This window comes from Plantactinospora veratri (genome assembly GCF_036421995.1).
GTDB lineage: Bacteria > Actinomycetota > Actinomycetes > Mycobacteriales > Micromonosporaceae > Plantactinospora > Plantactinospora veratri.
Genome location: NZ_JAZGQL010000005.1, coordinates 280,753 through 304,331, shown reverse-complemented (window position 1 = coordinate 304,331; position 23,579 = coordinate 280,753). Strand labels below are relative to the sequence as shown.

Sequence of the window (23,579 nt, the reverse complement as noted above, 5' to 3'; positions counted from 1 at the left end):
GGCGTGACACCAGGACCGGGCGGAAGTGGCCCGCCACACCCCTTCGGGCTGGAGATCGTGCAGAACCCGTACCGGTCGACCTCGGACACCGGGATGGCGGTCGTGCTCAGGGTGACGGCGCGGTCCCCGGCCCAGGCGGTGATGCCGGCGCCGACCACGGCCGGCGTGGTGGTGCTGGTCGACTGCTCCAGCTCGATGGGATACCCGCAGGCGAAGATAACGGCGGCGAAGCAGGCCACCCGGGCCGCGATCGACGCCATCCGGGACGGCAGCAGCTTCGCCATCGTCGCCGGCACCGACACCGCCCGGATGGTCTATCCGGACCGGGCGACCACGGCGGTGGCCAGCGACAGCACCCGGGCGGAGGCGAAGCGGGCCACCGGACACCTCTACGCCGGCGGCGGCACCGCGATGGGCCGCTGGCTGCGGCTGGCGGACCAACTGCTGCGACCGCACCCCGACCTGGTACGGCACGTGATCCTGCTGACCGACGGCCGCAACGAGCACGAGACACCGGAACAGCTCGAAGAGGTGCTGACCGGTTGCGCGGGCACCTTCGTCTGCGACGCCCGGGGCATCGGCGAGGACTGGGACCACCGACAGCTGTTGCGGATCACCTCCGTGCTGCGCGGCACGGCCGAGGCGATCGGGAACGTCGACGAGCTGGTCGCCGACTTCGAGTCCATCATGGCCAGGACGATGGGCAAGCAGGTGCCCGACCTGCGGATCCGGCTCACCACCGCCCCCGGCGTACGGGTCCGGTCGGTACGCCAGGAGACGCCGACGCTGGCCGACCTCACCGAGCACGCGACCGTGCTGGACGACCGGACCACCGAGTTCTACACCGGTTCCTGGACCGGCGACGAGAGCCGCGACTTCCTGGTGGATCTGGCGATCGGCTACGGGTCGAACGGTGACCGCCCGCCGCTGGAGGAGGAGATCCGGGCCGCCCGGGTGGACCTGCTGATGGCGGGCGAGCGGTGCGCCGATCCACGGCCGATCCTGCTCTGCTGGACCGACGACCCGGTGGCACCGACCCGGATCGAGCCGGTGCTCGCCCGGCACCTCGGCCAGGAGGAGCTGGGCGACGCCATCGCCGCCGGCTGCGACGCCCTGGAGACCGGAGACCGCAGGACCGCCGAGGCGCAGCTCGGCATCGCCGTCGTGCTGGCGGAGCGGCTCGGCAACACCGAGGTCCTGCACCGGCTGGCCGGGCTGGTGGAGGTCACCGGTGACGCCGACCGGCCGGTACGGCTCAAGGAGAGCTGGACCCGGAGCGCGCTGCTGCGGGTCGCGGTCAGCTCGGTGATGGTCGGCGGCGCGGAGTCGCCGGGGGAGGCACCCCAGCCCCCGCGCCCGCCCCGGTTCCCGCGTCCGCCGTCGCCGGAGCCGGGGACGGACGGCGTCGACCAGGTCTGTCCGTGCGGGCGGATCTCGCCGCCCCAAGCGGCGGCGTGCGACGCCTGCCGCCGCCCGTTCGGCGAGGCGGCGGCCGTTGGCGAGGGGGCCTGATGGCGGAGTCGGCGGCCGGCGGTGCGGCGCGGCCGAGCACCACCCGGCGTACCCTGCTGCGCCTGCTCGGCTGCCTGCTCGGCGCCACCGTGCTGGTGCTGACCAGCTCGCTCGCGGTGATCTGGGGCACCCATCGCACCGCCGAGACGGTACGCACCCGCAGCCTGCCCTCGGTGATGGAGTTGGCGGCGGTGCGTACCGCCCTGGTCCGGGCCGACACGGCGGCGATCACCAGATTCCAGACCCGGCAGGCCGAACTGGTCGGGCCCGGCGAGGAATACCAGAACCAGATCGCCGCCGCCAGCCAGAGCCTGGCACAGGCCGCCGAGGACATCGGGTCGGGTGACACCAGCAGCCGGCAGATCCAGGTCGTGGAAGGGCTGCTGGTCACGTACATCGGCCTGATGGGGCAGGCACACGCGCACTACCGGCAGAGCGGGCCGGGTGGTCTCGCCACCGCCTATGCCTGGTACGCCTCCCGGCTGCTGCACTCCGACGGCGGGATCCTCGCCCAGATCGACACGATGCTGGCGGCGGAGGTCGAGACGCTGGAGTCGAGACTCTCGGCCGGGTGGCTCAACCCCGGGCTGACCGTGGTCTGGGCGGTGCCGGTACTCCTCCTGCTCCTCCTGCTCGTCGGCACGCAACTCTTCCTGCGCCGGCGGTTCCGCCGGGCGGTCAACTGGGGCCTCGCCGCCAGCACCCTGCTGCTCGTCGTGCTCGCCGCCGGCACGTCGTTCGTGCTGGTCGCCAAGGAGCAGTTGGCCGACGCCCACGCGGAACTGTCGGAGGTCCGCCGGCTGTCGGCGGAACAGTCCTCCGACGCCGACCGCGAGGGCATCGCCGCACTCGACAAACTCCTCGCGGACTTCTGTCCCCGGCAGGACGGCTGCCAGGTGAGCAGCGACGTGTTCCGGACCAGTTCCGAAGCCGGGACGCCGGCCGCGTCCCCGTCCGCGATTCCGGTGGCCGACCGCGACGTACTCCGGCACGCGGCGGAGGTCGACGAGCAGGCAGCCCTGGCCACCGGTGCGACGTCCGGCGCGTTCGTCGTGCTGCTCCTGGCCTCGCCGATCGCACTCCTGGTCTGGCTGGGGCTGCGCCCGCGCATCGAGGAATACCGGTACGGGTCGAGATGAGACTTTCCATGCGACGCAAGCTTGCCCACCTGGCCCTGCTGCCGGTGCTGGCCGTCGGGTTGGGCCTGGGCGGCTGCCTGGGTCAGCGCGACGCGGAGACGGTGACCGTGCTCGCCTCCTGGACCGGTGCCGAGGAGGCGAGCTTCAGGCAGGTGCTGGACGCCTTCGAGGAGCAGTACGACGTCGAGGTCGACTACCGGGGCACCCGGGCCGTACGGCAGATCCTCCTCGCCGAGGTGCAGAAGGGCAGCGCGCCGGACGTCGCGGTACTGCCGACCCTGAGCGAGATGGCGGCCTACCTGCGACGGGGCGTACTCCGACCGCTGGACGGCGACCCCAGGTCGTCGATGAGCCCGCAGTGGCGCCGGCTGGCCCAGCTCAACGAGGGCGACGGACTGGACGTGGTGCCGATCAAGGCAGACCTGAAGAGCCTCGTCTGGTACGTACCGGGGCGGGTGCCGTTCGGTGCGGCGGGACCGCCGCGGAGCTGGGAGGCGCTGGTCGAGACCAGTGAGTCTCTGGCGCAGGCCGGCAGGACGCCGTGGTGCCTGGGGATGAGCGCCACCCCGGGCTCCGGCTGGCCGGGAACGGACTGGATAGAGGACATCCTGCTGCACCGCTCCGGAGTGGACACCTACGACGCCTGGTCGGCCGGCCGTCTGGGCTGGACCTCGCCCGAGGTGCGGGCGGCCTGGGACGCCTGGGGCAAGCTGGTCGGCTCCAAGGGGATGGTCCGGGGCGGCAGCCCCGCCGCCCTGCTGACCGAGTTCACCGACGCCGGCAAGCCGATGTTCACCAACCAGCCCGGCTGCTTCTTCGAACACCAGGCGTCGTTCGTGATCGGGATGCGGGCCGGCTATCTCGAAGACGAGCCGGGCGGCGCCATCCGGGCGGCGGATGTCCTCGGCGCGGACTACTTCCCCTTCCCGACCTTCGACGGCGCCGGTAATGACGGCGGCGGCGGACGACGGGACGGCTCGATGGCGTCGGCCGACTTCGCCGGGCTGTTCAGCGACAAGCCGGCCGCTCGCCGCCTGATCGAGTTCCTCGCCACCGACGAGGCCCAGCGGATCTGGCAGGAGAGCAGCGCCGGCAGCTTCTTCTCGGTCAACCGGGACGTCCGGCCCGGTGACGGGGGCGAGCCGGGCAGCGCTGACAAACGGCCCGAGGTGACCAGGAGAATCGCGGAGACGCTGACGGCGAGCCCGAGCCCACTGTGTCTCGACGCCTCGGACGTGATGCCGGCGGAGATGGCGAACGCCTTCCAGCACGCGGTGCTGGAGTACCTGCAAAACCCGGAGCGGCTCGATCCGCTGTTGGGGCACCTCGAACAGGTGCGGGCCGACACCGGGCCGGACGAGTGGCTGCCGGGCGCGTGCGGCGGCGGCCCGGAGTAGCCAGGTGGTCAGCCGAGGACGCTGGCGTATTCGCGGGCTGCGACGGCGCTGCCCTGGATCATGGTCGCGGCTTCGGTGAGGCGCTGCTTCGTCTGCTCGGCGCGGTTGATGGCTTCGGCGATCTTCGGGTGGCCGGTGCCGGCGGCGACCGCCCGGAGCCGGGCGAGGACCTGTTCGGTGTTCTCGATGGCCGACCGAATCTGGTTGAGGGTGCTGTTGCCCTGGTCAGCAGCCTGAGCAAGTGCGGCTTTGACTTCCTCGATGCTGGCCATGCGATCCTCCCGACTACCGGCTGGGGCGGGATGGCGTAGAGCCGGATCGGCGTAGCGGAAGTAGTGCCGGCCATCACGCCCGCGTGGTCGATCGAACACTATCCGAGGCAGGCAGTGTGTGCAGCCCTGCACGATCGCGTCCTGCGGGTGGTCCGGCAGCTTTCGGCCCGGGGGCTGAGGCACCCGCGCCGCGCCCCACCCGGCGGTACCCTGTGGCCCGTGATCGGCACCTCGGACGTGACGGCGGTGGCTCTACGGACGGGGACCCGGGTGCCACGCCGACGCCGTACGCTCGGCGCGGCGCTGCTGGAAGCCCTCGCCGTGCTCGGCACCTCGCTGCGGCTGCTGGTCCGGCACTGGCCGGTGCTGTTCGCGCTCTACTTCGCCGGAGCGGCGGCCCGGGAGTTCGTCGTACTCGGCGCGGTGCAGGTCAGCAAGATCAATGGCGTACTGGGGCTGCTGGTCGTCGTCCTGGGGCCGATCGCCACCCTGACCGCACTGGTACTCATGCTGCGCGCCCTCCGCCCCTCCCTGCCCTGGCTCGCTGCCGCCACAACGGAGCCGGCGGATTCCGGTGCGGCCGGGCCGGCGGAGCCCGGTGCGGCCGGGCTGGCGGAGGACGGGGCATCTCGGCCGCCGCGCCGCAGGACGCTTCTCGACCACCTGGGCAGCGCGCTCGTGCCGTTCCTCGCGGTCTACGCCTCCTGGGGATATCTCCAGGAGGATTTCACCGACTACTTCTACCAGCTCTTCGTCGACATCTACCTCTCCGACGCCGCCATCTTCACCGATCCGGGACAGGTCACCGAGAACGCGGAGCGCCGGATGCCGCTCGACATCACCGGCACCATCGTGGCGGTGGTGGCCGTCGCGGTGGTGCTGCGCTGGCTGTTGGGCAGGTGGCAGGAACGGTCCCGGATGGGCTGGCTCGGCATCCCCGGCGCGTACGTCGAGGTCATCTGGATCTCCGTCGTCGCCGCCACGGTCGCTCAGGCACAGGATCCGCTGCTGCGATGGCTCCAGGAGCGCCGGGTCGTCGCCTGGCTGCTGGACTCCTGGCACGGGCTGGTCGACCGGCTCGGCCCGCTGTCCGGGCCGGTGCGTGCCACGACCGAGTTCCTGCTCGGTGCGGCCGGTTCGGTGCAGGTGGCCGTCGTCGTACCGCTGGCGTGGCTGGCGGTCGGCGCGGTCGTCTACGGCCACCGGCTCACCCCGCCGCCGCCGTCCGAGGCCGACCTGGTGGAACGGGCCGCCCGACGGTGGCGGGCGCTGCCCCGACCGGTACGCGTCGTCGGCGCGAACCTCGGTGCCGACCTCCGTGAGCGGTTCGCGCCGATGGTGCACAGCCTGCGGCTGATGGTACGGGCCGGCCTGGCTCCGATGCTCTTCTTCTGCCTGGCCTTCCTGCTGGCCCAGAGCGCCCGGGAGTGGCTCTGGGAGGCGGAGCGGCTGATCATCGGCGGGCAGGACCTCGAGTCGGTCTGGATGCCGCTCTCCGGGCGACTGACCATGCTCAACGACGCGGTCGGTACGGTGCTGCTGGCCTGCCTGCTCGGTGCCGCCGTCGACCGGGTCCTGCGGATCCAGCCACCCTCGGCAGCCGCCGCCGGAACGTCGGCGACCGGCACACCGGCCGGGAGCGGCCAGCCGGGGGACCGGCCGGTGGATCAGCCGGGGATCAGCCGACCGGCAGCCGGGCGTAGCGCGGCCGCTGGGTCGCCTTGACGATCCGCAGCGCCACCGGGGTGGCCGGGCGGGGCAACAGGAAATAGGCGTCCACCCGCAACGTCCGCTGTGCGGGGTCGTCCGCGACGCATCCCGGGCTCGGCAGCCGCGCGCCGGTCAACTCCGGCGGGTTCGCGCTGAAGAGCCGACCCTCCCGGTCCTCCAGATAGGGCAGACAGCCGATCAGCGCCTCCGGCGCGGGAAGCTCGAACGCCAGCTCCGCCCGCCAGAGGCGTACGCCCTCGGGCAGTGGGACGGGTCGATCGTCCCGCCCGGGTAGGGACGGCAGCTCGACCAGTTCCACCAGACGGATCCGGGCACCGGCGAAGGTCGCCCAGCCGTCGGCTCCGACACCGACCGGTTCGAGGTACTCCGCCCGGGAGTACCGCTCGTAGCCGTCCTTCACCCCCGGGGTGAGGGCGAGCACGAGGGCCGGCAGCAGGGCCAGCAGCCCCCACCGGTTACGCCGCCACCAGCCGACCTGCCGGGTGCCCGCGCCTGCGGAAGCAGCCGGAGCGGTCGGCGCAGGCTCCGCGGGCGGTGTGCTGGACGCCGGGGTACCGGAGGAGTGGTCTGCCGAGGCGGTGGGTGCGGCGGCGGGTTGTGCGGCCGGGGCGGCGGGCGGCGGCGGGCCGGATTCGACCACGGGAATCACGGCGGTGTCGACCTCGGCGTACCGCAGGATCACCGTCGGCGGGCCGGTCCACGGTGGTGGCGGCTGGGTCACGGCGTCACCGCCCGCGCGCTGGCCAGCGGTACCGGTGCCGAGGCGCTCGCCCACTCGTCGATCCGGGCCCGGTCGAGTGTGGGCAGCGGCACCTCGGCCAGGTCGTCCATCCGGATGTCGACCTGCTGCTGCCCGAAGTACGCGGTGAGGCGGGTCGCCGCGTCCCGGGGCACCTCGAAGGCCAGGTCACCCTCGACGGGTATCCCCGGCTGGAGGACCCGGCCCGCACCGACCAGCGACTGGGTGAACCGGGTCGTGGCCCGGAACGTCCGGTCCCGCTGGTCGCGCAGGGCCGCGTACCCGACGCTGGTCGCCTCGTCCCGGGTCGTGAGGCGGACCCGCAGGACGATCCAGATCCCGGCGGTGTCGTACGCCTCGCCGCCACTGGCCACCCTGGCGGCGCCCCGGACGTCCAACACCGTCGCGTCGAAGACCCGGGTCGACACCGTCTCGCCGAATCGGCCCGGCTGGACGAACGGCCGCTCCCGGGCCTCCGCGCCCCCGCCGTTGACCGGACGCCAGTTGGCGATGGCGCCGCCGACGGCCAGCGCCGCGACGATCAGGGTGCCGGCGCCGGCGCGCAGGCCCATCCGCCGTACCGGGCCGGGCGGGGCCCGGTGACTGGTGACGGAATCGGGGTCCGGGTGCTCGGCCGGTACGCTCATCCGGCCCTCCGGTCCTGCACCGGCACCTCGACCTCGGCCCGCCGCTCGGGGTCGAGCCACTCCCAGGTGTCGCTGACGGTGTCGAGGCGCCGCGTCGTACCCCAGACCTGCACCGTCGCGCTCTGCGGCACCGGGGTGCTGTCGTCCTGCTGCCACAGGAAGGCGAGCTTTTCGGGGAGGCCGGGATTGAGATAGTTCGGTCTGCTGCCGTCGCGTACCAGCACGACCTGGCTCGCCCGCTCCTCCGTGACTCCGGCGACACCGCTCAGCCGGATGACGTCCCGGAAGTCGGTACGGCTCTCGTCGGCAGTGTTCTCGACCGTCACCAGTACGGTGAACCAGCGGCTGCCGTCCCGCAGGTAGAGCGTCGGCAGCTTGCCGACCAGCCTGCTGCCGGTGACGGTGACGTTCCAGGGCCCGCCGTCGACCACCTCGCCGACCGCGACCGTCGGCACCTCGGGCTTCGTCACCGTGTCCAGGCCGCCGAAGAGGCCGGACGCGGCGAGTCCGGCCACGCCGGTGCCGATCCCGAGCCAGCGCAGTGGCACCGCCAACAGCCGGGCGCCCAGCCCCGATCGGCCCGCTCCCGGCCCCCCGCCGTGGTTCGACACGGTTCCGGAGCATAGGCACTGGTCGCTGTTCGGGCCAGTGCGGCAACCGCCCGGTCCACGAAATGGGCGCCGGGTCGGGATTCCTCGACAACGCGCCGTCGAAGGGTCTCGATTGGTTCGGTAAGCGATGAGATGCCTTGCGTTCCTTACAACTGTCGTGCAGGATCGTTCCCGATGAACCAGCCCGCCGCCCCGCCCCCGGGAACCGCACCGCCGTCGCCGGAAGCCGCACCGGCAATGCCGGAAGCCGCACCGGCGTCGAGGGCGGTCGACGCGTCCGCGCGGCGGATCCTGGGACTCGCCCTGCCCGCCCTGGTGGTGCTGGCCGCCGAACCGCTCTACGTGCTGGTCGACACCGCCGTGCTCGGGCACCTCGGGTCGGTGCCGCTGGCCGCGCTAGCCGTCGGCGGGCCGGTGATGACCCTGGTCGTCTGGATCGGCACCGTCACCGCGTACGGCACCACGGGGCGGGCGGCCCGCCGCTTCGGGTACGGCGACCGCGCCGCCGCCGTGGCCGAGGGAGTCCAGTCGTCCTGGCTCGCCCTCGGCGCCGGCCTGCTGCTGGCGGTCGCCATGCAGTTCGCGGCCGGCCCGCTGGCGCGTACCGTCGCCGGAGGCGGATCCCCCGAGGTGGCCGACGGCGCGGCACTCTGGCTGCGGATCGCGGCGATCGGCGCCCCCGGCCTGCTGCTGGCGGCGGCCGGCAACGGCTGGATGCGCGGCGTCCAGGACACCCGACGACCGCTCTGGTTCGTGCTCGGGCCCAACCTGCTCTCCGCGCTGCTCTGCCCGCTGCTGGTCTATCCGGCCGGTCTCGGCCTGCCCGGCTCGGCGATCGCGAACGCGGTCGCGCAGACCCTCTCCGGGCTGCTCTTCGCGGCCGCGCTGGTCGCCGAGCGGGTGCCGCTGGCGCCCCGGCCCCGGGTGATCGGCCGGCAGCTCGTGCTCAGCCGGGACCTGCTGATCCGCGGCGCCGCCTTCCAGGCCAGCTTCCTCTCCGCGACCACCGTGGCGGCCCGGTTCGGGGTGGCCGCCGTCGGCGCGCACCAGATCGCCCTGCAACTCTGGTTCTTCACCGCGCTGCTGCTCGACGCGCTCGCCATCGCGGCACAGGCGCTGGTCGGGGCGGCGCTCGGGGCCGGCGACGCGGCCAGCGCCCGGCTGCTGGGCCGGCGGATCGCGATCTACGGCGGCATCTGCGGCGTCGCCTTCGCGATCATCATCGGCGCCGGCGCCCAGGTGGTGCCGAGCTGGTTCAGCGACGATCCCCAGGTACGCGAGCAGGCCATGGTCGCCTGGCCGTGGTTCGTCGGGATGCAGCCGCTGGCCGGGGTGGTCTTCGCCCTAGACGGAGTGCTGATCGGCGCCGGTGACGTCCGTTTCCTGCGGAACCTGACCGTGGTCAGCGGCTTCGGCGTCTTCCTGCCGGCGATCTGGCTCACCTTCGCCCTCGACCTCGGCCTCGGCGGCATCTGGGCCGGACTCACCCTCTTCATCGTGGCCCGGCTGGTCGGACTGCTGCTCCGGATGCGCTCCGGCCGCTGGGCCGTGCTCGGCGCCACCCGCTGACGCCCGGCCCGGCCGTGGTTGATCACGCCGGGCGCGCCGAGCCGGCTACCGACACACCTCGACGGCCGATCCGGTCGCCGGTGAAATGCGCCCGTCCCGGAACGGCTCGCAGGCGACGTTCTCGGCCGCCGCCGTACCGTCGTGCAGGTGCAGGCCCCGGGACCCGACGTCGGCGGCCGTCTCCGGTACGACGTGCCAGACCAGTTCGTCGGTCACCGTCACCAGGCTCCGGCCGGCGGTCACGGTCGACACGTCGAACGGGTAGACCCAGGTGTAGGCGGTGGTGATCTCCAGCCGGTGCGCCCCGTCGACCCTGATCTCCCGGTACGTCATCTCCCCGTCGACGCGCGGCTCGAACTGGGCCAACGGGATCCGATCGTGCGCCTGCGTCACGTAGTACGGCGCCGACCGGGCGGTGAAGTCGGGCCGTAGCCGGGACCGGCTGGCGGGGGCGAGGAGCGTCAGGAAGGCGCTCGGGTCCCGGTCCGACACCATCGCCGGGTCCAGCCGGGCGGCGGCCAGCGCCCGGCGGACGGACTCCAGCGCCGCCCGGACCTCGTCGGCGGTGAACGTGTCGGTCGCCCGGGGCTCCGGTGGATCGATCCCGGCGATGCCCTCCCGGTACCTGGCGGCCTCGGTGCCGACGAACGCGTTCACCTCGCGCAGCTGGCCGGGCGTGCCGGGCGGGGCGGTAGCGACGTCCCAGATCATCATCCCGAAAGGTACGAAGATCGCGCCGACGATCGCCAGGGCCAGCGTCTTGAGCCCGTGCTCCTGGAGCCAGTCCCGCAACCGGCGGGGTGGTGGTGCCTCGGGACTGGCCACCCGCATCCAGTCGGGGAGCGTCACTCCCTCGTCAGCCGTTGAGGTTTGCGGGGAGGAGGAGGTCGGCTTTTGCTGTGTCGGTGCGGCTTCGGGCACGACTCCTCCGGGAGTGGTCTGGACGGTCGCGGCAGCTTCCCACACCCGCCGCCCCGGGCGGGGACCGCCGCTGGGCGCTGCGGTGTGGGCACCTGCCGGTGCGTCGCCGCCCTCTGGCACGCTGGTATCCCGTGAGCAGTGACGGTCTGATCGTGGTCGACAAGCCCGGCGGCATGACGTCGCACGACGTGGTGGCCCGGATCCGCCGGCTGGCCCGGACCCGCCGGGTCGGGCACGGCGGGACGCTGGATCCGATGGCCACCGGAGTGTTGGTGATCGGGGTGGGCAGGGCGACCCGGCTGCTGACGTACGTGATCGGGGCCGGCAAGAGCTACACCGCGACGATCCGGCTCGGCCAGTCGACGGTGACCGACGACGCCGAGGGCGAGGTGGTCGGCACCGCCGACGCCGCCGGGGTCACCGAGGAGGCGGTACGCGCCGCCGTGCTGCCGCTGACCGGCGAGATCGACCAGGTGCCGAGCGCGGTCAGCGCGATCAAGATCGACGGGCAGCGGGCCTACAAGCGGGTACGCGACGGCGAGGCGGTCGAGCTGACCGCGCGTCGGGTCACCGTCTTCCGCTTCGACGTGCTCGACTTTCGTCGCGACACCGTCGACGGGGCGGCCGTGCTGGACGTGGACGTGGCGGTGGACTGCTCGTCCGGGACGTACATCCGGGCACTGGCCCGGGACCTCGGCGCCGTGCTCGGCGTCGGCGGGCACCTGACCGCGCTGCGGCGTACCGCCGTGGGCGGCTTCACCCTGGCCGAGGCGGCGACCCTGCCGGAGCTGGAGGAACGGTCCCCGGACGTGGTGAACCTGACCGTCGAGGCGGCGGCCCGGCGGTTCTTCCCGCAGCGCCAGGCCAGCGCCGACGAGGCGAAGGTGCTCTCGCACGGCGGTCCGCTCGACCCGGCCGGCATCACCGGGCCGTACGCGGTCTTCGATCCGGCGGGCGGCCTGATCGCTATCGTCAGCGACCGGGACGGCCGGGCCCGGGCGGAGATCGTGCTCGCCCCGGCCTGAGCGCGCGACTCGGGCCCGGGAAGGCGCACGGAAGGGGAAGGGATCAGGGATGCAGCGGTGGCGGGGGTACCACGGGGCGCCGGTCGGCTGGGGCCGGTCGGTGGTCACCATCGGGGTCTTCGACGGAATTCACCAGGGACACCAGGCGATCATCGGGCACGCGGTGAAGCGCGCCCGGGACATGGGTGTGCAGTCGGTGGTGGTCACCTTCGACCCGCACCCCGCCGAGGTGGTCCGGGCCGGTTCCCATCCGGCGGTACTGACCGAGCCGGCCCGCAAGGCGGAGCTGATCGAGGCGCTCGGGGTGGACGTACTCTGCGTGGTGCCGTTCACCCCCGACTTCTCCCGGCTCTCGCCGGAGGCGTTCGTGCACGACGTACTGGTGGAGCAGTTGCACGCCGCGCTCGTGGTGGTGGGGGAGAACTTCCGGTTCGGCCACCGGGCGGCCGGTGACGTGGCGCTGCTGGAGCGGCTCGGTCGCACCTTCGGCTTCGGCGTGGAGGGGGCGCCGCTGGTCGCCGACGCCGACACGGTCTTCTCGTCCACCTACATCCGGGCCTGCGTCGCCGCCGGTGACGTGAGCGCGGCGGCGGCGGCGCTGGGCCGGCCGCACCGGCTGGAGGGTGTGGTGGTCCGGGGTGACCAGCGGGGGCGGGAGATCGGCTTCCCGACCGCCAACCTGCTCTGCCACCGCTACGCGGCGGTGCCGGCGGACGGGATCTACGCGGCCTGGCTGATCCGGCGGGGCGGCCGGGCGGGTCAGGGCGCCGAGCGGCTCCCCGCCGCCGTGTCGATCGGCACAAACCCGACGTTCTCCGGCCGGGAGCGCCGGGTCGAGGCGTACGTGCTGGATTTCTCGGGCGATCTCTACGGGGAACGGCTCGCCCTGGACTTCGTGGCGTACCTGCGGGAGATGCGCAGCTACGACGGCATCGAGCCGCTGATCGCGCAGATCGAGGCCGACGTCGAGCAGACCCGCCGGGTGCTCCGCTGACGGGCTGCGGTCAGACCCGCGCTGACCAGGTAAAACCCGCCCAACCGGAGCGATCCGGCCAGGTCGGGCGTGCCCTTGACTCGGCCGTACCGGAGCAGGCTGGTAATCTGACGGGGACGTCGGGTTACCGGCGTGGCCTCGCGTGCCTGCACGACGCCGCGGGTGCGAGGTCGCCCCGACCCGGTCCACCGACCGGCCGAGGGCGGACACGACAATCCAGGAACAGGGAGACATGGCGCTCGACCAGGAAAGCAAGGCCAAGATCCGCCAGGAGTACGCGACCGCCGAGGGTGACACCGGTTCGCCCGAGGTGCAGGTGGCGGTGCTGACCAAGCGGATCGCCGACCTCACCGAGCACCTCAAGGTGCACAAGCACGACCACCACAGCCGTCGTGGTCTGCTGCTGCTGGTGGGTCGCCGTCGACGGCTGCTCAACTACATGCAGAAGAAGGACATCAGCCGCTACCGGTCGCTCATCGAGCGACTCGGTCTGCGGCGGTGAACTGAGCGGGGGAGCGGCCGCCCCGGCGGCGGCCCGGCGACACGAGGTCGCCGACGACGCCGACGGGCAGCCGCTCCACCCGCCCACCTCGCCACACCCGTAACCAGGGGCCAGCGCGACCACCCGATGGGGAGCCGGTCGACGCACCGGTCCTCGGTAGTGGCCCCCGGGCCGGCCGGCACACCCGGCGCCCCGGGCGCTTCGATCGAAGACCGGTTGTCTGGGCAGCTCCTCTGGCCACGGTCTCGTACCGGTGGATACCGGCACGGAGGGCAGCCGCGGGCCCCCGATCGAAGGAGTGCTACCGCACTATGACCGAAACGTCCAACCCCAACAGCAGCACGCTGGGCACCCAGCACCGCACCGCCGTGATCGACAACGGGTCCTTCGGCACCCGTGAGATCACCTTCTCCACCGGGCGGCTCGCCCGGCAGGCCGCCGGCTCCGTCCTCGCCCAGCTCGGCGAGACCGTGGTCCTCTCCGCGACCACCGCGAGCAAGCAGCCGAAGGAGCAGTTCGACTTCTTCCCGCTCACCGTCGACGTCGAGGAGCGGATGTACGCGGCGGGCCGGATCCCCGGCTCGTTCTTCCGGCGTGAGGGTCGGCCCAGCGAGGACGCCATCCTCACCTGCCGGCTGATCGACCGGCCGCTGCGCCCCTCCTTCGTCAAGGGCCTGCGCAACGAGGTACAGGTCGTCGAGACCGTGCTGGCGCTCGACCCGCAGCACCCGTACGACGTCGTGGCGATCAACGCCGCCTCGCTCTCCACCAAGCTCTCCGGCCTGCCGTTCTCCGGCCCGATCGGGGCGACCCGGATGGCGCACGTCGACGGCCAGTGGATCGCCTTCCCGACCATCGAGGAGCTGTCCCGGGCCACCTTCGACATGGTGGTCGCCGGCCGCACCCTGCCGGACGGCGACGTCGCGATCATGATGGTCGAGGCCGAGGCGACCGAGCACACCGTGGCGCTGGTCGCCGGTGGCGCCCCGGCGCCGACCGAGGAGGTCGTGGCGAGCGGCCTGGAGGCCGCCAAGCCGGCCATCCGGGAGCTGTGCCGGGCGCAGAGCGAGCTGGCCGAGGTCTCCGCCAAGCCGGTCGCCGACTTCCCGGTCTTCCTCGACTACTCCGACGACGTCTACGAGGCGGTCGCCGGTGCGGCGCGCGGCGAGGTCGCCGAGGCGCTGAAGATCGCCGGCAAGGCGGACCGCGAAGAGGCCCTGGACCGGATCAAGGAGCGGGTCGTCGAGCAACTCGCCGGCAGCTTCGAGGGCCGGGAGAAGGAGCTCGGCGCGGCCTTCCGCTCGCTGAACAAGTCCGAGGTACGCGCCCGGGTGCTGCGCGAGCAGGTCCGGATGGACGGTCGTGGGCCGCGCGACATCCGGCCGCTGACCGCCGAGATCGCGGTGCTGCCCCGGGTGCACGGCTCGGCGCTCTTCGAGCGCGGCGAGACGCAGATCCTCGGCGTCACCACGCTGAACATGCTCCGGATGGAGCAGGCGCTGGACACCCTCTCCCCGGAGAAGACCAAGCGCTACATGCACAACTACAACTTCCCGCCGTACTCGACCGGTGAGACCGGCCGGGTCGGTGCGCCGAAGCGGCGCGAGATCGGACACGGCGCGCTGGCCGAGCGGGCACTGATCCCGGTGCTGCCCAGCCGCGAGGAGTTCCCGTACGCGATCCGCCAGGTTTCCGAGGCGCTCGGCTCGAACGGCTCCACCTCGATGGGTTCGGTCTGCGCCTCCACGCTGGCCCTGCTCAGCGCCGGTGTGCCGCTGAAGGCGCCGGTCGCCGGAATCGCGATGGGCCTGATCTCGGACGAGGTCGACGGCAAGACGCAGTACGTGACGCTGACCGACATCCTCGGCGCCGAGGACGCCTTCGGCGACATGGACTTCAAGGTCGCCGGCACCAGGGAGTTCGTCACCGCGCTCCAGCTCGACACCAAGCTCGACGGCATCCCGTCCGACGTGCTGGCGGCGGCGCTCGCGCAGGCGTACGAGGCGCGGCAGGTCATCCTGGGCGTGATGCAGGAGGCGATCGAGGGTCCGGCCACGATGTCGGACTACGCGCCGCGGGTGACCACGGTGAAGATCCCGGTCGACAAGATCGGCATGGTGATCGGGCCGAAGGGCCAGACCATCAACGCGATCCAGGACGAGACCGGCGCCGAGATCTCGATCGAGGACGACGGCACCATCTACGTCGGCGCGACCAACGGCCCGTCGGCCGAGGCCGCGGTCGAGCGGATCAACGCGATCGCGAACCCGACGCTGCCGAAGATCGGCGACAAGTTCCTCGGCACGGTGGTGAAGACCGCCGCCTTCGGGGCGTTCATCTCGCTGCTGCCCGGCCGGGACGGCCTGCTGCACATCTCCAAGGTGGGCGACGGCAAGCGGGTCGAGCGGGTCGAGGACTTCCTCAACGTCGGTGACAAGGTCGAGGTGTCGATCGCCGACATCGACGCCCGGGGCAAGATCTACCTGGACAAGGTGCGGCCCGAGGGCGAGGAGGCACCGGCCCAACCGGCCGGTGGCGAGCGTCCGGCCGGCCGGGACCGCGGCGACCGTGGCCCGCGCGACCGCAGTGACCGGGACCGGGCCGACCGTGGCCCGAGCCGGGGCGACCGCGAGGGTGGCGAAGGCGGCGGCGAGGGCGGCGGCGGAGAGCCGCGTCGCCGGCGCAACCGGCACAGCTGATCGACCAGGCCGCGCTGGCCCGGGGCCACACCTGACGGGTGGCCCCGGCCGGCGCGGCGCGTGCGGCACGCCGTACCCGACGAGGTGCGGGTGCCGCACTGTTCAAGGGGCGGCGTCCGCTGTCGGGGGTTTCCACCGGCGGTGTCCGCCGCGCCGTCGGCGTACAGGCAGGAGCCAGGTTCCTTGAGTCGGGCGAAACGAGTGTCGGGCGCCGGTGGCGTTCGCGGTACGGCCGGTCCGGCCCGGGCGGTGACCCGGGTGGTGGACAGCGACCCGCTCGGCGGCACCGTACGCCGTACCGTGCTGCCCAGCGGGCTGCGGGTGCTGACCGAGGCGATACCGACGATGCGCAGCGTCTCGTTCGGCATCTGGGTGGCGGTCGGCTCCCGGGACGAGACCGGTCCGCAGTCCGGGGTCTCGCACTTCCTGGAGCACCTGCTCTTCAAGGGCACCCGCAAGCGCAGCGCGCTGGACATCTCGGCGGCGATCGAGGCGGTGGGCGGCGAGACGAACGCCTTCACCACCAAGGAATACACCTGCTACTACGCGCGGGTGCTCGACCAGGACCTGCCGCTGGCGATCGACGTGATGTGCGACCTGGTCGCCGACTCGGTGCTGGCCGCCGCCGACGTGGAGACCGAGCGCGGGGTGATCCTCGAAGAGATCGCCATGCACGACGACGAGCCCGGCGACGAGGTGCACGACCTGCTGGCCAGGGCGATCTACGGCGACCATCCGCTGGGCCGGCTGATCTCCGGCACCGAGGAGACCGTCTCCGCGATGTCCCGGCGGCAGATCCAGAGCTTCTACCGGCGTCGCTACACGGCGCCGTCGATCGTGATCGCCGCCGCCGGCAACCTGGAACACGCCGAGGTGGTCAAGCTGGTCCGGCAGGCGCTGGACGGCACCGTACTCGACGGCGAGCCGGCCCCGCCGGCTCCGCTGCGTCCGGCCGAGACCCGGGTACGCACCAGCCGGCCCGGCAGCGTGGTCGAGCACAAGGAGACCGAGCAGGCGCACGTGGTGATCGGCTGTCCCGGCATCGGCCGGCTCGACGACCGGCGGTTCGCGCTCGGGGTGCTCAACAACGTGCTGGGCGGCGGCATGTCCAGCCGGCTCTTCCAGGAGATCCGCGAACGGCGCGGCCTGGCCTACTCGGTCTACTCCTACTCCAGCCAGTACGCCGACACCGGCCTCTTCGCCGTCTACGCCGGCTGCGCGCCGGGCAAGGTCGACGAGGTGCTGGAGCTGGTCCGGGCCGAGCTGGCCGAGGTCGCCGCGCACGGCGTCACCGAGGCCGAGCTGGCCCGGGGCAAGGGCATGGCGAAGGGCTCCTACGTGCTCAACCTGGAGGACACCGGGTCCCGGATGAGCCGGCTGGCAAAGGGCGAGCTGCTCTTCGGTGACCTGCTGCCGGTCGACGAGCTGCTGGCCCGGGTCGACGCGGTCAGCGCGGACGAGGTGAACGTGCTCGCCGCCGACCTGCTGGCCCGGCCGATGTCGCTGGCCGTGGTGGGCCCGTTCAACGCCGACGACTTCTCCATCGATCTGCGGTAGGACCTCGTCCGGTTAGGGTCTGGTGACCGTAGGCGGGCCGCGGCGAGGGGAGAGAGATCGGTATGAGCATGCCGCTGCGGCCGGGGGAACGGACCCGGCTCGGCAGGTACGAGCTGCTGGGGCGACTGGGCGAGGGCGGCATGGGCACCGTCTACCTCGGACGGGACCGGGACGGGCGCAGGGTGGCCATCAAGCTGGTCCGGCCCGAGTTCTCGTACGACGCCGAGTTCCGTGGCCGGTTCCGCAGCGAGGTCAACCGGGCGCGCCAGGTGCCGCCGTTCTCCACCGCCGAGGTCCTCGACGCCGATCCGGACCACGACCCGCCCTACCTCGTCGTCGAGTACGTCGACGGCCCCAACCTCGCCGCCGTCGTCAAGGAGCAGGGGCCGCTGTCCCCGTCCGCGCTGCACGGCGTGGCCGTCGGCATCGCCACCGCGCTCTCCGCCATCCACGGAGCCGGGGTGATCCACCGCGATCTCAAGCCGGCCAACGTGCTGTTCGCCATGGGCGGCATCAAAGTGATCGACTTCGGCATCGCCCGCGCCTTCGAGGCGACCAGCCAGCACACCCGTACCGACCAGATAGTCGGCACGGTCGGCTACATGGCACCGGAACGCTTCGAGCCGGGCAACGGTCGGCAGGTGACCTCCGCCGCGGACATCTTCGCCTGGGGCGTGGTCGTGGCGTATGCGGCGACCGGGCGTACCCCGTTCGCCGCCGACTCCGCACCGGGCACCGCCATGCGCATCATGACGCAGCCGCCCGACCTCTCCGGGCTGACCGGACCCCTCCGTGAGCTTGTGGATCGGGCCCTCGTCAAGGATCCCGACGAGCGCCCCACGGCGCGCGCGCTGCTCGACGCGCTGCTCGACGGCAGGAGCTCGCCGGCAGATACCAGCACCGTGGCCACCTCGGCGGTGCTGAAGGCCCGCGACAGCATCCCGGTGGCGGGCGGCGGTCCCGGTCAGGCGCAGGGCGCGGCCGGACCCGCGAAGAGGCGCCGTAGCCGGCTGCTGGGTGTCGGGGCGGCCGCCGCAACCCTCGTCGTGCTACTCGGCGCGGGTGTCGCCATTCTCCACACTCCCGAATTCGGCGGCGGTGACACCGACGGCTCTCCGGTGACGCCCGCGCCGACCGGTCCGAGCCCGACGAGTGCCCCGCCTACGCCGGTGGCCTCGGACCCGGACACCCCGATCCTCCAGGGGACCCGGCGCACGCTGATCCATATCGCGGAGATCGACCGCGATCTGGCGCTGGACCTGCACTATTCCGAGGTCGAGGCGTCCGACGGTACCGGGACGAAGTCGCAGTTCGTCCTGGTGCCGATGGGGGTGGACTATCTGATCAAGTCGCTGCGCGGCGAAGGGCGGGCAGACGACTCGGAGACCTGCCTCGGCGTCAAGATCACGTTGGATGGGCCGTCGTCACTGGTCGCCGCCGCATGCCACCCGACGCAGGCGACGCTCTTCTCCCTCGACCGCACCGGCGCCAGGGACGACAAGAACAGGCCGACCTACCACATCTACAACGAGACGCACGGCTTCGTGCAGTGGAGCACCGAACGCAAGGCGGTGATCGTCGAGATGGTCGGCGACGCCACCCCCAGCTCGACCTTCAGCCTGGTCGACCGCGGCGCACTCTGACCCGGAGATCCGCAGGACGTCCATGGGATAGGTTGTGGCCCGTGAGCGACGAGCGTGAACCCGGGAAGAACGCGTCGACCGAGCCGCTGCGGGTCGGCGTACTGGGCGGCCGGGGCCGGATGGGAGTCGAGGTGTGCCGGGCGGTGGACGCCGCTGAGGACCTCGAGTTGGTGGCGACGGTCGACGAGGACGACAGCCTCGCCACGGCCTCCGACGCCGGTGCCGAGGTGGTGGTCGACTTCACCAACCCCGACGTCGTGATGGACAACCTGCGGTGGTGCGTCGAGCAGGGCATCCACGTGGTCGTCGGCACCAGCGGCTTCACGGAGCAGCGCCTCGACCAGGTGCGTGGCTGGTTGTCCGACAAGCCCGGGGTGGGCGTGGTGATCGCGCCGAACTTCGGCATCGGGGCGGTGCTGATGATGCAGTTCGCGGCCCGGGCGGCCCGCTACTTCGAGTCGGTGGAGATCATCGAGCAGCACCATCCGAAGAAGCTCGACGCGCCCAGCGGCACCGCCACGCACACCGCGCGGCTGGTCGCGCAGGCCCGGGCCGAGGCCGGTCTCGGCGCCGTGCCGGACGCCACCAAGGACGAGGTGCCGGGTGCGCGCGGTGCCGACGTCGACGGGGTACGCGTGCACGCGGTCCGGGCCACCGGCCTGGTAGCGCACCAGGAGGTGCTGTTCGGTACGGCCGGTGAGACGCTGACGATCCGGCACGACTCGTACGACCGGGCCTCCTTCATGCCCGGCGTGTTGCTGGCCGTGCGGGCGGTGCCGCACCGCCCCGGGCTGACCGTGGGCATCGACGCGCTGCTGGACTGAGGTCGGCCCGGGGGCGGGTGGGCGTGGCGGCAGTGTCCTGCCGCCGGGGCGGCGACGCGGGACGCAGCGGGGCAGGTCAGCCCTGCTCCGGCTCGGCGGCGAGCGAGACGTGCAGCCGGAGCTGCGGGACGAGCAGGTCGTCGACGTCCAGCGCCCGGGCCGCCCCGTCCGGCTCCCAGCCGGCGGCGCCGAGGAACTTCCGGGTCGCGGCGTCGCCGTCGAAGGCCCAGGCCACCGCCGTGTCGAAGCCGTCGGTACGCCACAGGTCGACGCTGGCGGCGAGCAGCCGGCTGCCGTGCCCGCGCCGGCCCCACCTCGGCTCGACCAGCAGGTCCGTCACGGCGACGACGCCGGGGCCGAGCGCCTCGGCCGGTTCCTCCGGGGCCAGCGCCTGCTCGTCGGGGGGGCCGGATGCGGCAAATCCGACCAGATACGATTGTTCGGCCTGCTCGACGGCGACCAGGACGCGGTGCCGTTCGGAGGGGGGCGCCTCGACCGCCGCACTCCACCGGCGACCGAGCCACTCCTCGTCCAGGTTGTCGAGCACGTGCTTGGGCAGCATCCTCCGGTAGGCGACCCGCCAGGTCGCGAGTTGGATGCGTGCGATCTCGCCGGCGTCTGACGGACGCGCCGGGCGGACGTACCCGAGAGCCATGAGTGGGAAGCCTACGCAGGGCAAGGGGGGCGGTAATGGCGCAGGGTGCCGGTTGGCGTACCCGGTACCAGGTGCTATTCGTGATCGCGTTGGCGGTGCTGGTCGCCGGGTTCCTCTCGGTGGCGGCGGCCCGGCACGGTTTCTTCGACCTGCGGGTCTACTACGGCGCGCTGCACCACTGGGTACGCGCCGACGGCGAGATCTACGACTGGCTCAAGCCGGACAGCAAGTACGGCTTCACCTATCCGCCCTTCGCGGCGCTGACGATGCTGCCGCTGGCGTACCTGAGCTGGCCGGCGGCGATGGTGATCAGCGTCACCCTGACCGTACTGGCCAGCGCGCTGCTGATCTGGTGGCTCGTCGACCCGATCGCCCGCCGGACGGGCTGGACCCGCTGGTTCACCCTCGCCGTGGCGCTCTGCCTGGCGGCGGCCTTCGAGCCGATGCGCGAGACGGTCAACTTCGGCCAGGTGAACATGCTGCTGCTCTTCCTGGTCGGTGCCGACCTGCTCTGGCTGGTCGCCCCGGTGACCCCGTTCGGGCGCCGGCTGCCGCAGCGCTACCGTCGCTTCGCCGGGGTGGGGGTCGGGCTGGCCACCGCGATCAAGCTGACCCCGGGCATCTTCATCGTCTATCTGCTGGTCACCGGGAGGTGGCGGGCGGCGCTGGTGGCCAGCGGCACCGCCGCCGCGGTCACCCTGCTCGCCGCCGGGGTCGCCCCGGACGCGTCCCGGGAGTTCTGGACCACGGCGCTCTGGGACACCGACCGGGTCGGGTCGCTGTCGTTCATCTCGAACCAGTCGTGGCAGGGCGTGGTGGCCCGGCTCGACCCGGACCATCCGAGCACGCTGCTCTGGCTGCTGCTGGTCGCGGCGACGGTGGGGGTGTGGATCTGGCGGGCCCGGGCGTCGGCGGCGGTCGGCGACGAGGCGACCGGGCTGGCCCTGACCGGTGTGGTGCAGAGCCTGGTCAGCCCGGTCACCTGGGTGCATCACCTGGTCTGGCTGATCCCGGCGCTGATCCTGCTGGTCGACAACGCGTACGCCGCCGCGGCCGGCAGTACGCGCCGACGCTGGCTGCTGGGGTTCGCGGTCTTCGCGTACCTGGTGCTGATCAGCCGGCTGGTCTGGATCTGGGAACGTCGATTCGACGGCCTGCTCGGCTTCCTCGGCAGCAACGTCTATGTCTGGATCAGCGTCGCGCTGCTCTTCGCGCTACCGGTCCGGGGACCGGGCCAGCTCGCCGAGTCGGGCGGCGTAGCGGAGTTCGACCAGCCCAAGCGGCGGCCGTCCCCCCGACCGTTGCAGTTCGTAGGTCGACCGCTCACCATCCGCGACTAGTCCGGCCCGTTCGTAGAACCGGCGGGCCCGCCGGTTGTCGGCGAGGACCCAGAGCCGCAGCTCGGTCCAGCCGAGCGCGGTCAGCTCGCCGACCGAGGCGGCGAGCAGTTGCCGGCCCACCCCGGTGCCCCAGTGCCCGGGCCGGACGTAGAGGCCGAGAATCTCGGCGTACCGGTGGTCGAGGCGGTCCGGGTCCTGGTCGGTGCGGTACGGCCCGACGGTGGCGAAGCCGAGCACCGTCTCGTCGTCGGCCCGGGCCACCAGGGTCCGGAACGGGTGGTCGGGTTCGGCGGTGCCGAGGTCGCGGCGGCGCTGCGCCCAGGCGGCGACGTTCAGCCGGGCCAGCACCTCGGGCGGCATGATCTCTGCGTACCCCGCCTGCCAGCTCCGGACGTGCACCTCGGCGATGGCCGGGGCGTCGTCGGGGCCCTCGGGGCTGACGGCTAGCATCAGCACTGTTTTATCCCGTTTTGCGGGCCAGGTCCAGGTCCGGCGCGTCGTGTCGGACCCGTCGGCTAGGGTCCGGGGCGATGGCCGTACCTGAATCGTTGTCGCTCTCCCAGGCCCGGCGGATCGCGCTGGCCGCCCAGGGCTTCGCCGATCCGGCGCCCGGAGCCGTGCCGACCCGTCGGCACCTGCGCCGGGTGCTCGACCGGCTCGGCCTGCTCCAGATGGACTCGGTCAACGTCCTGCAACGGGCGCACTACCTGCCGCTCTACAGCCGGCTCGGGCCCTATCCGGCCGAGCTGCTCGACCGGGCCGCCTACCGGCGTCCCCGGGACCTCTTCGAATACTGGGGGCACGAGGCCTCGCTGGTCCGGGTCGACCTGCAACCGGCGCTGCGCTGGCGGATGGCCGCCGCGCACACCGACGCCTGGGGCGGGATGCGCCGGATCGCCGTCGAGCAGCCGGCGCTGGTCGCCCGGGTCCTCGACGAGGTGCGGGCCGGCGGCCCGATGACCGCCGCCGAGATCGAGCACGACGCGCCCCGGGAGACCGGCAACTGGGGCTGGAACTGGTCGGCCGTCAAGCGGGCCTGCGAGTTCCTGTTCTGGGCCGGCGAGCTGACGGCCGCCTCCCGGAACAGCTCCTTCGCCCGGGTCTACGACGTACCCGAACGGGTGCTGCCGGCGGAGGTGCTGGCTGCGCCGACCCCGGAGCCGGCGGAGGCACACCGCAAGCTGGTCGGGATCGCCGCCCGGGCGCTCGGGGTGGCGGCCGAGCCGGAGCTGCGGGACTATTTCCGGCTGCCGGTCGCGGGCGCCCGCACCGCGCTCGCCGAGCTGGTCGAGGCGGGCGAGCTGCGGCCGGTCACGGTGCAGGGCTGGCGGCTGCCCGCCTATCTGCACCGGGAGGCCCGACTGCCCCGGTGGATCCGGGCCAGCACCCTGGTCAGCCCCTTCGACCCGCTGATCTGGGAACGGTCCCGCACCGAGCGCCTCTTCGGGTTCAGCTACCGGATCGAGATCTACGTCCCCGCGCCGCAGCGGGTGCACGGCTACTACGTGCTGCCGTTCCTGCTCGGCGACCGGTTCGTCGCCCGGGTCGACCTGAAGGCCGACCGCAAGACCGGCACGCTGCTGGTGCCGGCGGCCTGGGCCGAGCCCGGCACCGATCCCGCCGAGACCGCCGGGGCGCTCGCCGCCGAACTGCACCGGCTGGCCGGCTGGCTCGGCCTGGGCGCGGTGGCCGCCCCCGCCGGGGGAGACCTCGCCGGGCCGCTCGGCGCCGCCCTCGCCGGCATGCTCGCGGTACGGTGAGACGAGCCGGCCGGCGACCGCCGGACCGGCCGGGCGACGCGC

At 72.8% G+C, this 23,579-nt stretch carries 20 protein-coding genes and 1 pseudogene; 14 read left to right on the top strand and 7 right to left on the bottom strand.

The window, feature by feature from the left end:
• Positions 1-3 precede the first annotated feature (3 nt).
• The 3 genes from V1634_RS07535 to V1634_RS07525 are packed head-to-tail and all read left to right on the top strand — an operon-like array spanning position 4 to position 4,048.
• A complete protein-coding gene (locus V1634_RS07535) occupies positions 4-1,512 on the top strand; it encodes a vWA domain-containing protein (RefSeq protein ID WP_331207011.1) in 1,509 nt (502 codons plus the stop codon).
• On the top strand, positions 1,512-2,651 hold the full coding sequence (locus V1634_RS07530) for a hypothetical protein (RefSeq protein ID WP_331207010.1): 1,140 nt from the start codon (positions 1,512-1,514) through the stop codon (positions 2,649-2,651). Before V1634_RS07535 ends, V1634_RS07530 begins: the two co-directional genes overlap by 1 nt.
• Positions 2,652-2,659: 8 nt before the next feature.
• Entirely contained in the window at positions 2,660-4,048 is a 1,389-nt protein-coding gene (locus V1634_RS07525) for an ABC transporter substrate-binding protein (protein WP_331207009.1), read from the top strand.
• A gap of 8 nt (positions 4,049-4,056) precedes the next feature.
• Here V1634_RS07525 and V1634_RS07520 read toward each other — a convergent pair whose 3' ends face one another.
• Complete coding sequence (locus V1634_RS07520) at positions 4,057-4,320, bottom strand: hypothetical protein (RefSeq protein WP_331207008.1); 264 nt, start codon at positions 4,318-4,320, stop codon at positions 4,057-4,059.
• Between the two features lie 219 nt (positions 4,321-4,539).
• Here V1634_RS07520 and V1634_RS07515 point away from each other — a divergent pair, with 219 nt between their 5' ends.
• A complete protein-coding gene (locus tag V1634_RS07515; protein WP_331207007.1) occupies positions 4,540-6,045 on the top strand; it encodes a hypothetical protein in 1,506 nt (501 codons plus the stop codon).
• Here V1634_RS07515 and V1634_RS07510 read toward each other — a convergent pair.
• The 3 genes from V1634_RS07510 to V1634_RS07500 are packed head-to-tail and all read right to left on the bottom strand — an operon-like array spanning position 5,999 to position 8,048.
• Positions 5,999-6,772, bottom strand: coding sequence for a hypothetical protein (locus tag V1634_RS07510; protein ID WP_331207006.1), 774 nt, complete (start codon positions 6,770-6,772; stop codon positions 5,999-6,001). The genes V1634_RS07515 and V1634_RS07510 overlap by 47 nt on opposite strands.
• Positions 6,769-7,437, bottom strand: coding sequence for a DUF4352 domain-containing protein (locus tag V1634_RS07505; protein ID WP_331207005.1), 669 nt, complete (start codon positions 7,435-7,437; stop codon positions 6,769-6,771). Before V1634_RS07505 ends, V1634_RS07510 begins: the two co-directional genes overlap by 4 nt.
• On the bottom strand, positions 7,434-8,048 hold the full coding sequence (locus tag V1634_RS07500; protein ID WP_331207004.1) for a DUF4352 domain-containing protein: 615 nt from the start codon (positions 8,046-8,048) through the stop codon (positions 7,434-7,436). The genes V1634_RS07505 and V1634_RS07500 overlap by 4 nt, the downstream gene beginning before the upstream one ends.
• Before the next feature lie 237 nt (positions 8,049-8,285).
• On the opposite strand from V1634_RS07500, the gene V1634_RS07495 reads away from it, so the two are divergent.
• A complete protein-coding gene (locus V1634_RS07495; protein WP_331207357.1) occupies positions 8,286-9,617 on the top strand; it encodes an MATE family efflux transporter in 1,332 nt (443 codons plus the stop codon).
• 45 nt (positions 9,618-9,662) lie between these two features.
• On the opposite strand, the gene V1634_RS07490 is transcribed toward V1634_RS07495, so the two are convergent.
• Entirely contained in the window at positions 9,663-10,466 is an 804-nt protein-coding gene (locus tag V1634_RS07490) for a hypothetical protein (protein ID WP_331207003.1), read from the bottom strand.
• Between the two features lie 164 nt (positions 10,467-10,630).
• Between V1634_RS07490 and truB the strand changes: the two genes are divergently transcribed.
• The 7 genes from truB to dapB all read left to right on the top strand — a co-directional run bounded on the left by truB (position 10,631) and on the right by dapB (position 19,782).
• On the top strand, positions 10,631-11,563 hold the full coding sequence (truB, locus tag V1634_RS07485) for a tRNA pseudouridine(55) synthase TruB (RefSeq protein WP_407951739.1): 933 nt from the start codon (positions 10,631-10,633) through the stop codon (positions 11,561-11,563).
• A 49-nt stretch (positions 11,564-11,612) separates the two neighbouring features.
• A complete protein-coding gene (locus V1634_RS07480; protein ID WP_107258542.1) occupies positions 11,613-12,557 on the top strand; it encodes a bifunctional riboflavin kinase/FAD synthetase in 945 nt (314 codons plus the stop codon).
• A gap of 232 nt (positions 12,558-12,789) precedes the next feature.
• Positions 12,790-13,059: a 30S ribosomal protein S15 gene (rpsO, locus tag V1634_RS07475; protein WP_101370399.1), complete on the top strand. Its 270-nt coding sequence runs from the start codon at positions 12,790-12,792 to the stop codon at positions 13,057-13,059.
• 311 nt (positions 13,060-13,370) lie between these two features.
• Complete coding sequence (locus V1634_RS07470) at positions 13,371-15,758, top strand: polyribonucleotide nucleotidyltransferase (RefSeq protein WP_331207001.1); 2,388 nt, start codon at positions 13,371-13,373, stop codon at positions 15,756-15,758.
• A gap of 183 nt (positions 15,759-15,941) precedes the next feature.
• Positions 15,942-17,315, top strand: coding sequence for a M16 family metallopeptidase (locus tag V1634_RS07465; RefSeq protein WP_331207000.1), 1,374 nt, complete (start codon positions 15,942-15,944; stop codon positions 17,313-17,315).
• A gap of 62 nt (positions 17,316-17,377) precedes the next feature.
• The gene (locus V1634_RS07460; RefSeq protein ID WP_331206999.1) at positions 17,378-18,958 is read left to right on the top strand and encodes a serine/threonine-protein kinase; all 1,581 of its coding nucleotides are present in this window, start codon (positions 17,378-17,380) and stop codon (positions 18,956-18,958) included.
• A 32-nt stretch (positions 18,959-18,990) separates the two neighbouring features.
• The gene (dapB, locus tag V1634_RS07455; protein ID WP_407951734.1) at positions 18,991-19,782 is read left to right on the top strand and encodes a 4-hydroxy-tetrahydrodipicolinate reductase; all 792 of its coding nucleotides are present in this window, start codon (positions 18,991-18,993) and stop codon (positions 19,780-19,782) included.
• Between the two features lie 76 nt (positions 19,783-19,858).
• Here dapB and V1634_RS07450 read toward each other — a convergent pair whose 3' ends face one another.
• A complete protein-coding gene (locus V1634_RS07450; RefSeq protein ID WP_331206997.1) occupies positions 19,859-20,437 on the bottom strand; it encodes a GNAT family N-acetyltransferase in 579 nt (192 codons plus the stop codon).
• A gap of 35 nt (positions 20,438-20,472) precedes the next feature.
• Here V1634_RS07450 and V1634_RS07445 point away from each other — a divergent pair, with 35 nt between their 5' ends.
• Positions 20,473-21,777 (top strand): glycosyltransferase 87 family protein, encoded by a 1,305-nt coding sequence (locus tag V1634_RS07445; RefSeq protein WP_331206996.1) that lies wholly within the window; start codon positions 20,473-20,475, stop codon positions 21,775-21,777.
• 9 nt (positions 21,778-21,786) lie between these two features.
• Here the strand turns inward: V1634_RS07445 and V1634_RS07440 are convergent.
• A pseudogene (locus V1634_RS07440) lies at positions 21,787-22,227 on the bottom strand (N-acetyltransferase family protein); the annotation flags it as partial.
• An 80-nt stretch (positions 22,228-22,307) separates the two neighbouring features.
• On the opposite strand from V1634_RS07440, the gene V1634_RS07435 reads away from it, so the two are divergent.
• Positions 22,308-23,537 (top strand): winged helix-turn-helix domain-containing protein, encoded by a 1,230-nt coding sequence (locus V1634_RS07435; RefSeq protein ID WP_331206995.1) that lies wholly within the window; start codon positions 22,308-22,310, stop codon positions 23,535-23,537.
• Positions 23,538-23,579 lie beyond the last annotated feature (42 nt).

Coding starts and splice junctions, on each gene's coding strand:
- V1634_RS07520 (WP_331207008.1), bottom strand. CDS start 4,320: ATGGCCAGCATCGAGGAAGTCAAAGCCGCACTTGCTCAGGCTGCTGAC.
- V1634_RS07525 (WP_331207009.1), top strand. CDS start 2,660: ATGCGACGCAAGCTTGCCCACCTGGCCCTGCTGCCGGTGCTGGCCGTC.
- V1634_RS07450 (WP_331206997.1), bottom strand. CDS start 20,437: ATGGCTCTCGGGTACGTCCGCCCGGCGCGTCCGTCAGACGCCGGCGAG.
- V1634_RS07495 (WP_331207357.1), top strand. CDS start 8,286: ATGCCGGAAGCCGCACCGGCGTCGAGGGCGGTCGACGCGTCCGCGCGG.
- rpsO (WP_101370399.1), top strand. CDS start 12,790: ATGGCGCTCGACCAGGAAAGCAAGGCCAAGATCCGCCAGGAGTACGCG.
- V1634_RS07445 (WP_331206996.1), top strand. CDS start 20,473: ATGGCGCAGGGTGCCGGTTGGCGTACCCGGTACCAGGTGCTATTCGTG.
- V1634_RS07530 (WP_331207010.1), top strand. CDS start 1,512: ATGGCGGAGTCGGCGGCCGGCGGTGCGGCGCGGCCGAGCACCACCCGG.
- V1634_RS07505 (WP_331207005.1), bottom strand. CDS start 7,437: ATGAGCGTACCGGCCGAGCACCCGGACCCCGATTCCGTCACCAGTCAC.
- V1634_RS07470 (WP_331207001.1), top strand. CDS start 13,371: ATGACCGAAACGTCCAACCCCAACAGCAGCACGCTGGGCACCCAGCAC.
- V1634_RS07460 (WP_331206999.1), top strand. CDS start 17,378: ATGAGCATGCCGCTGCGGCCGGGGGAACGGACCCGGCTCGGCAGGTAC.
- V1634_RS07435 (WP_331206995.1), top strand. CDS start 22,308: ATGGCCGTACCTGAATCGTTGTCGCTCTCCCAGGCCCGGCGGATCGCG.
- V1634_RS07480 (WP_107258542.1), top strand. CDS start 11,613: ATGCAGCGGTGGCGGGGGTACCACGGGGCGCCGGTCGGCTGGGGCCGG.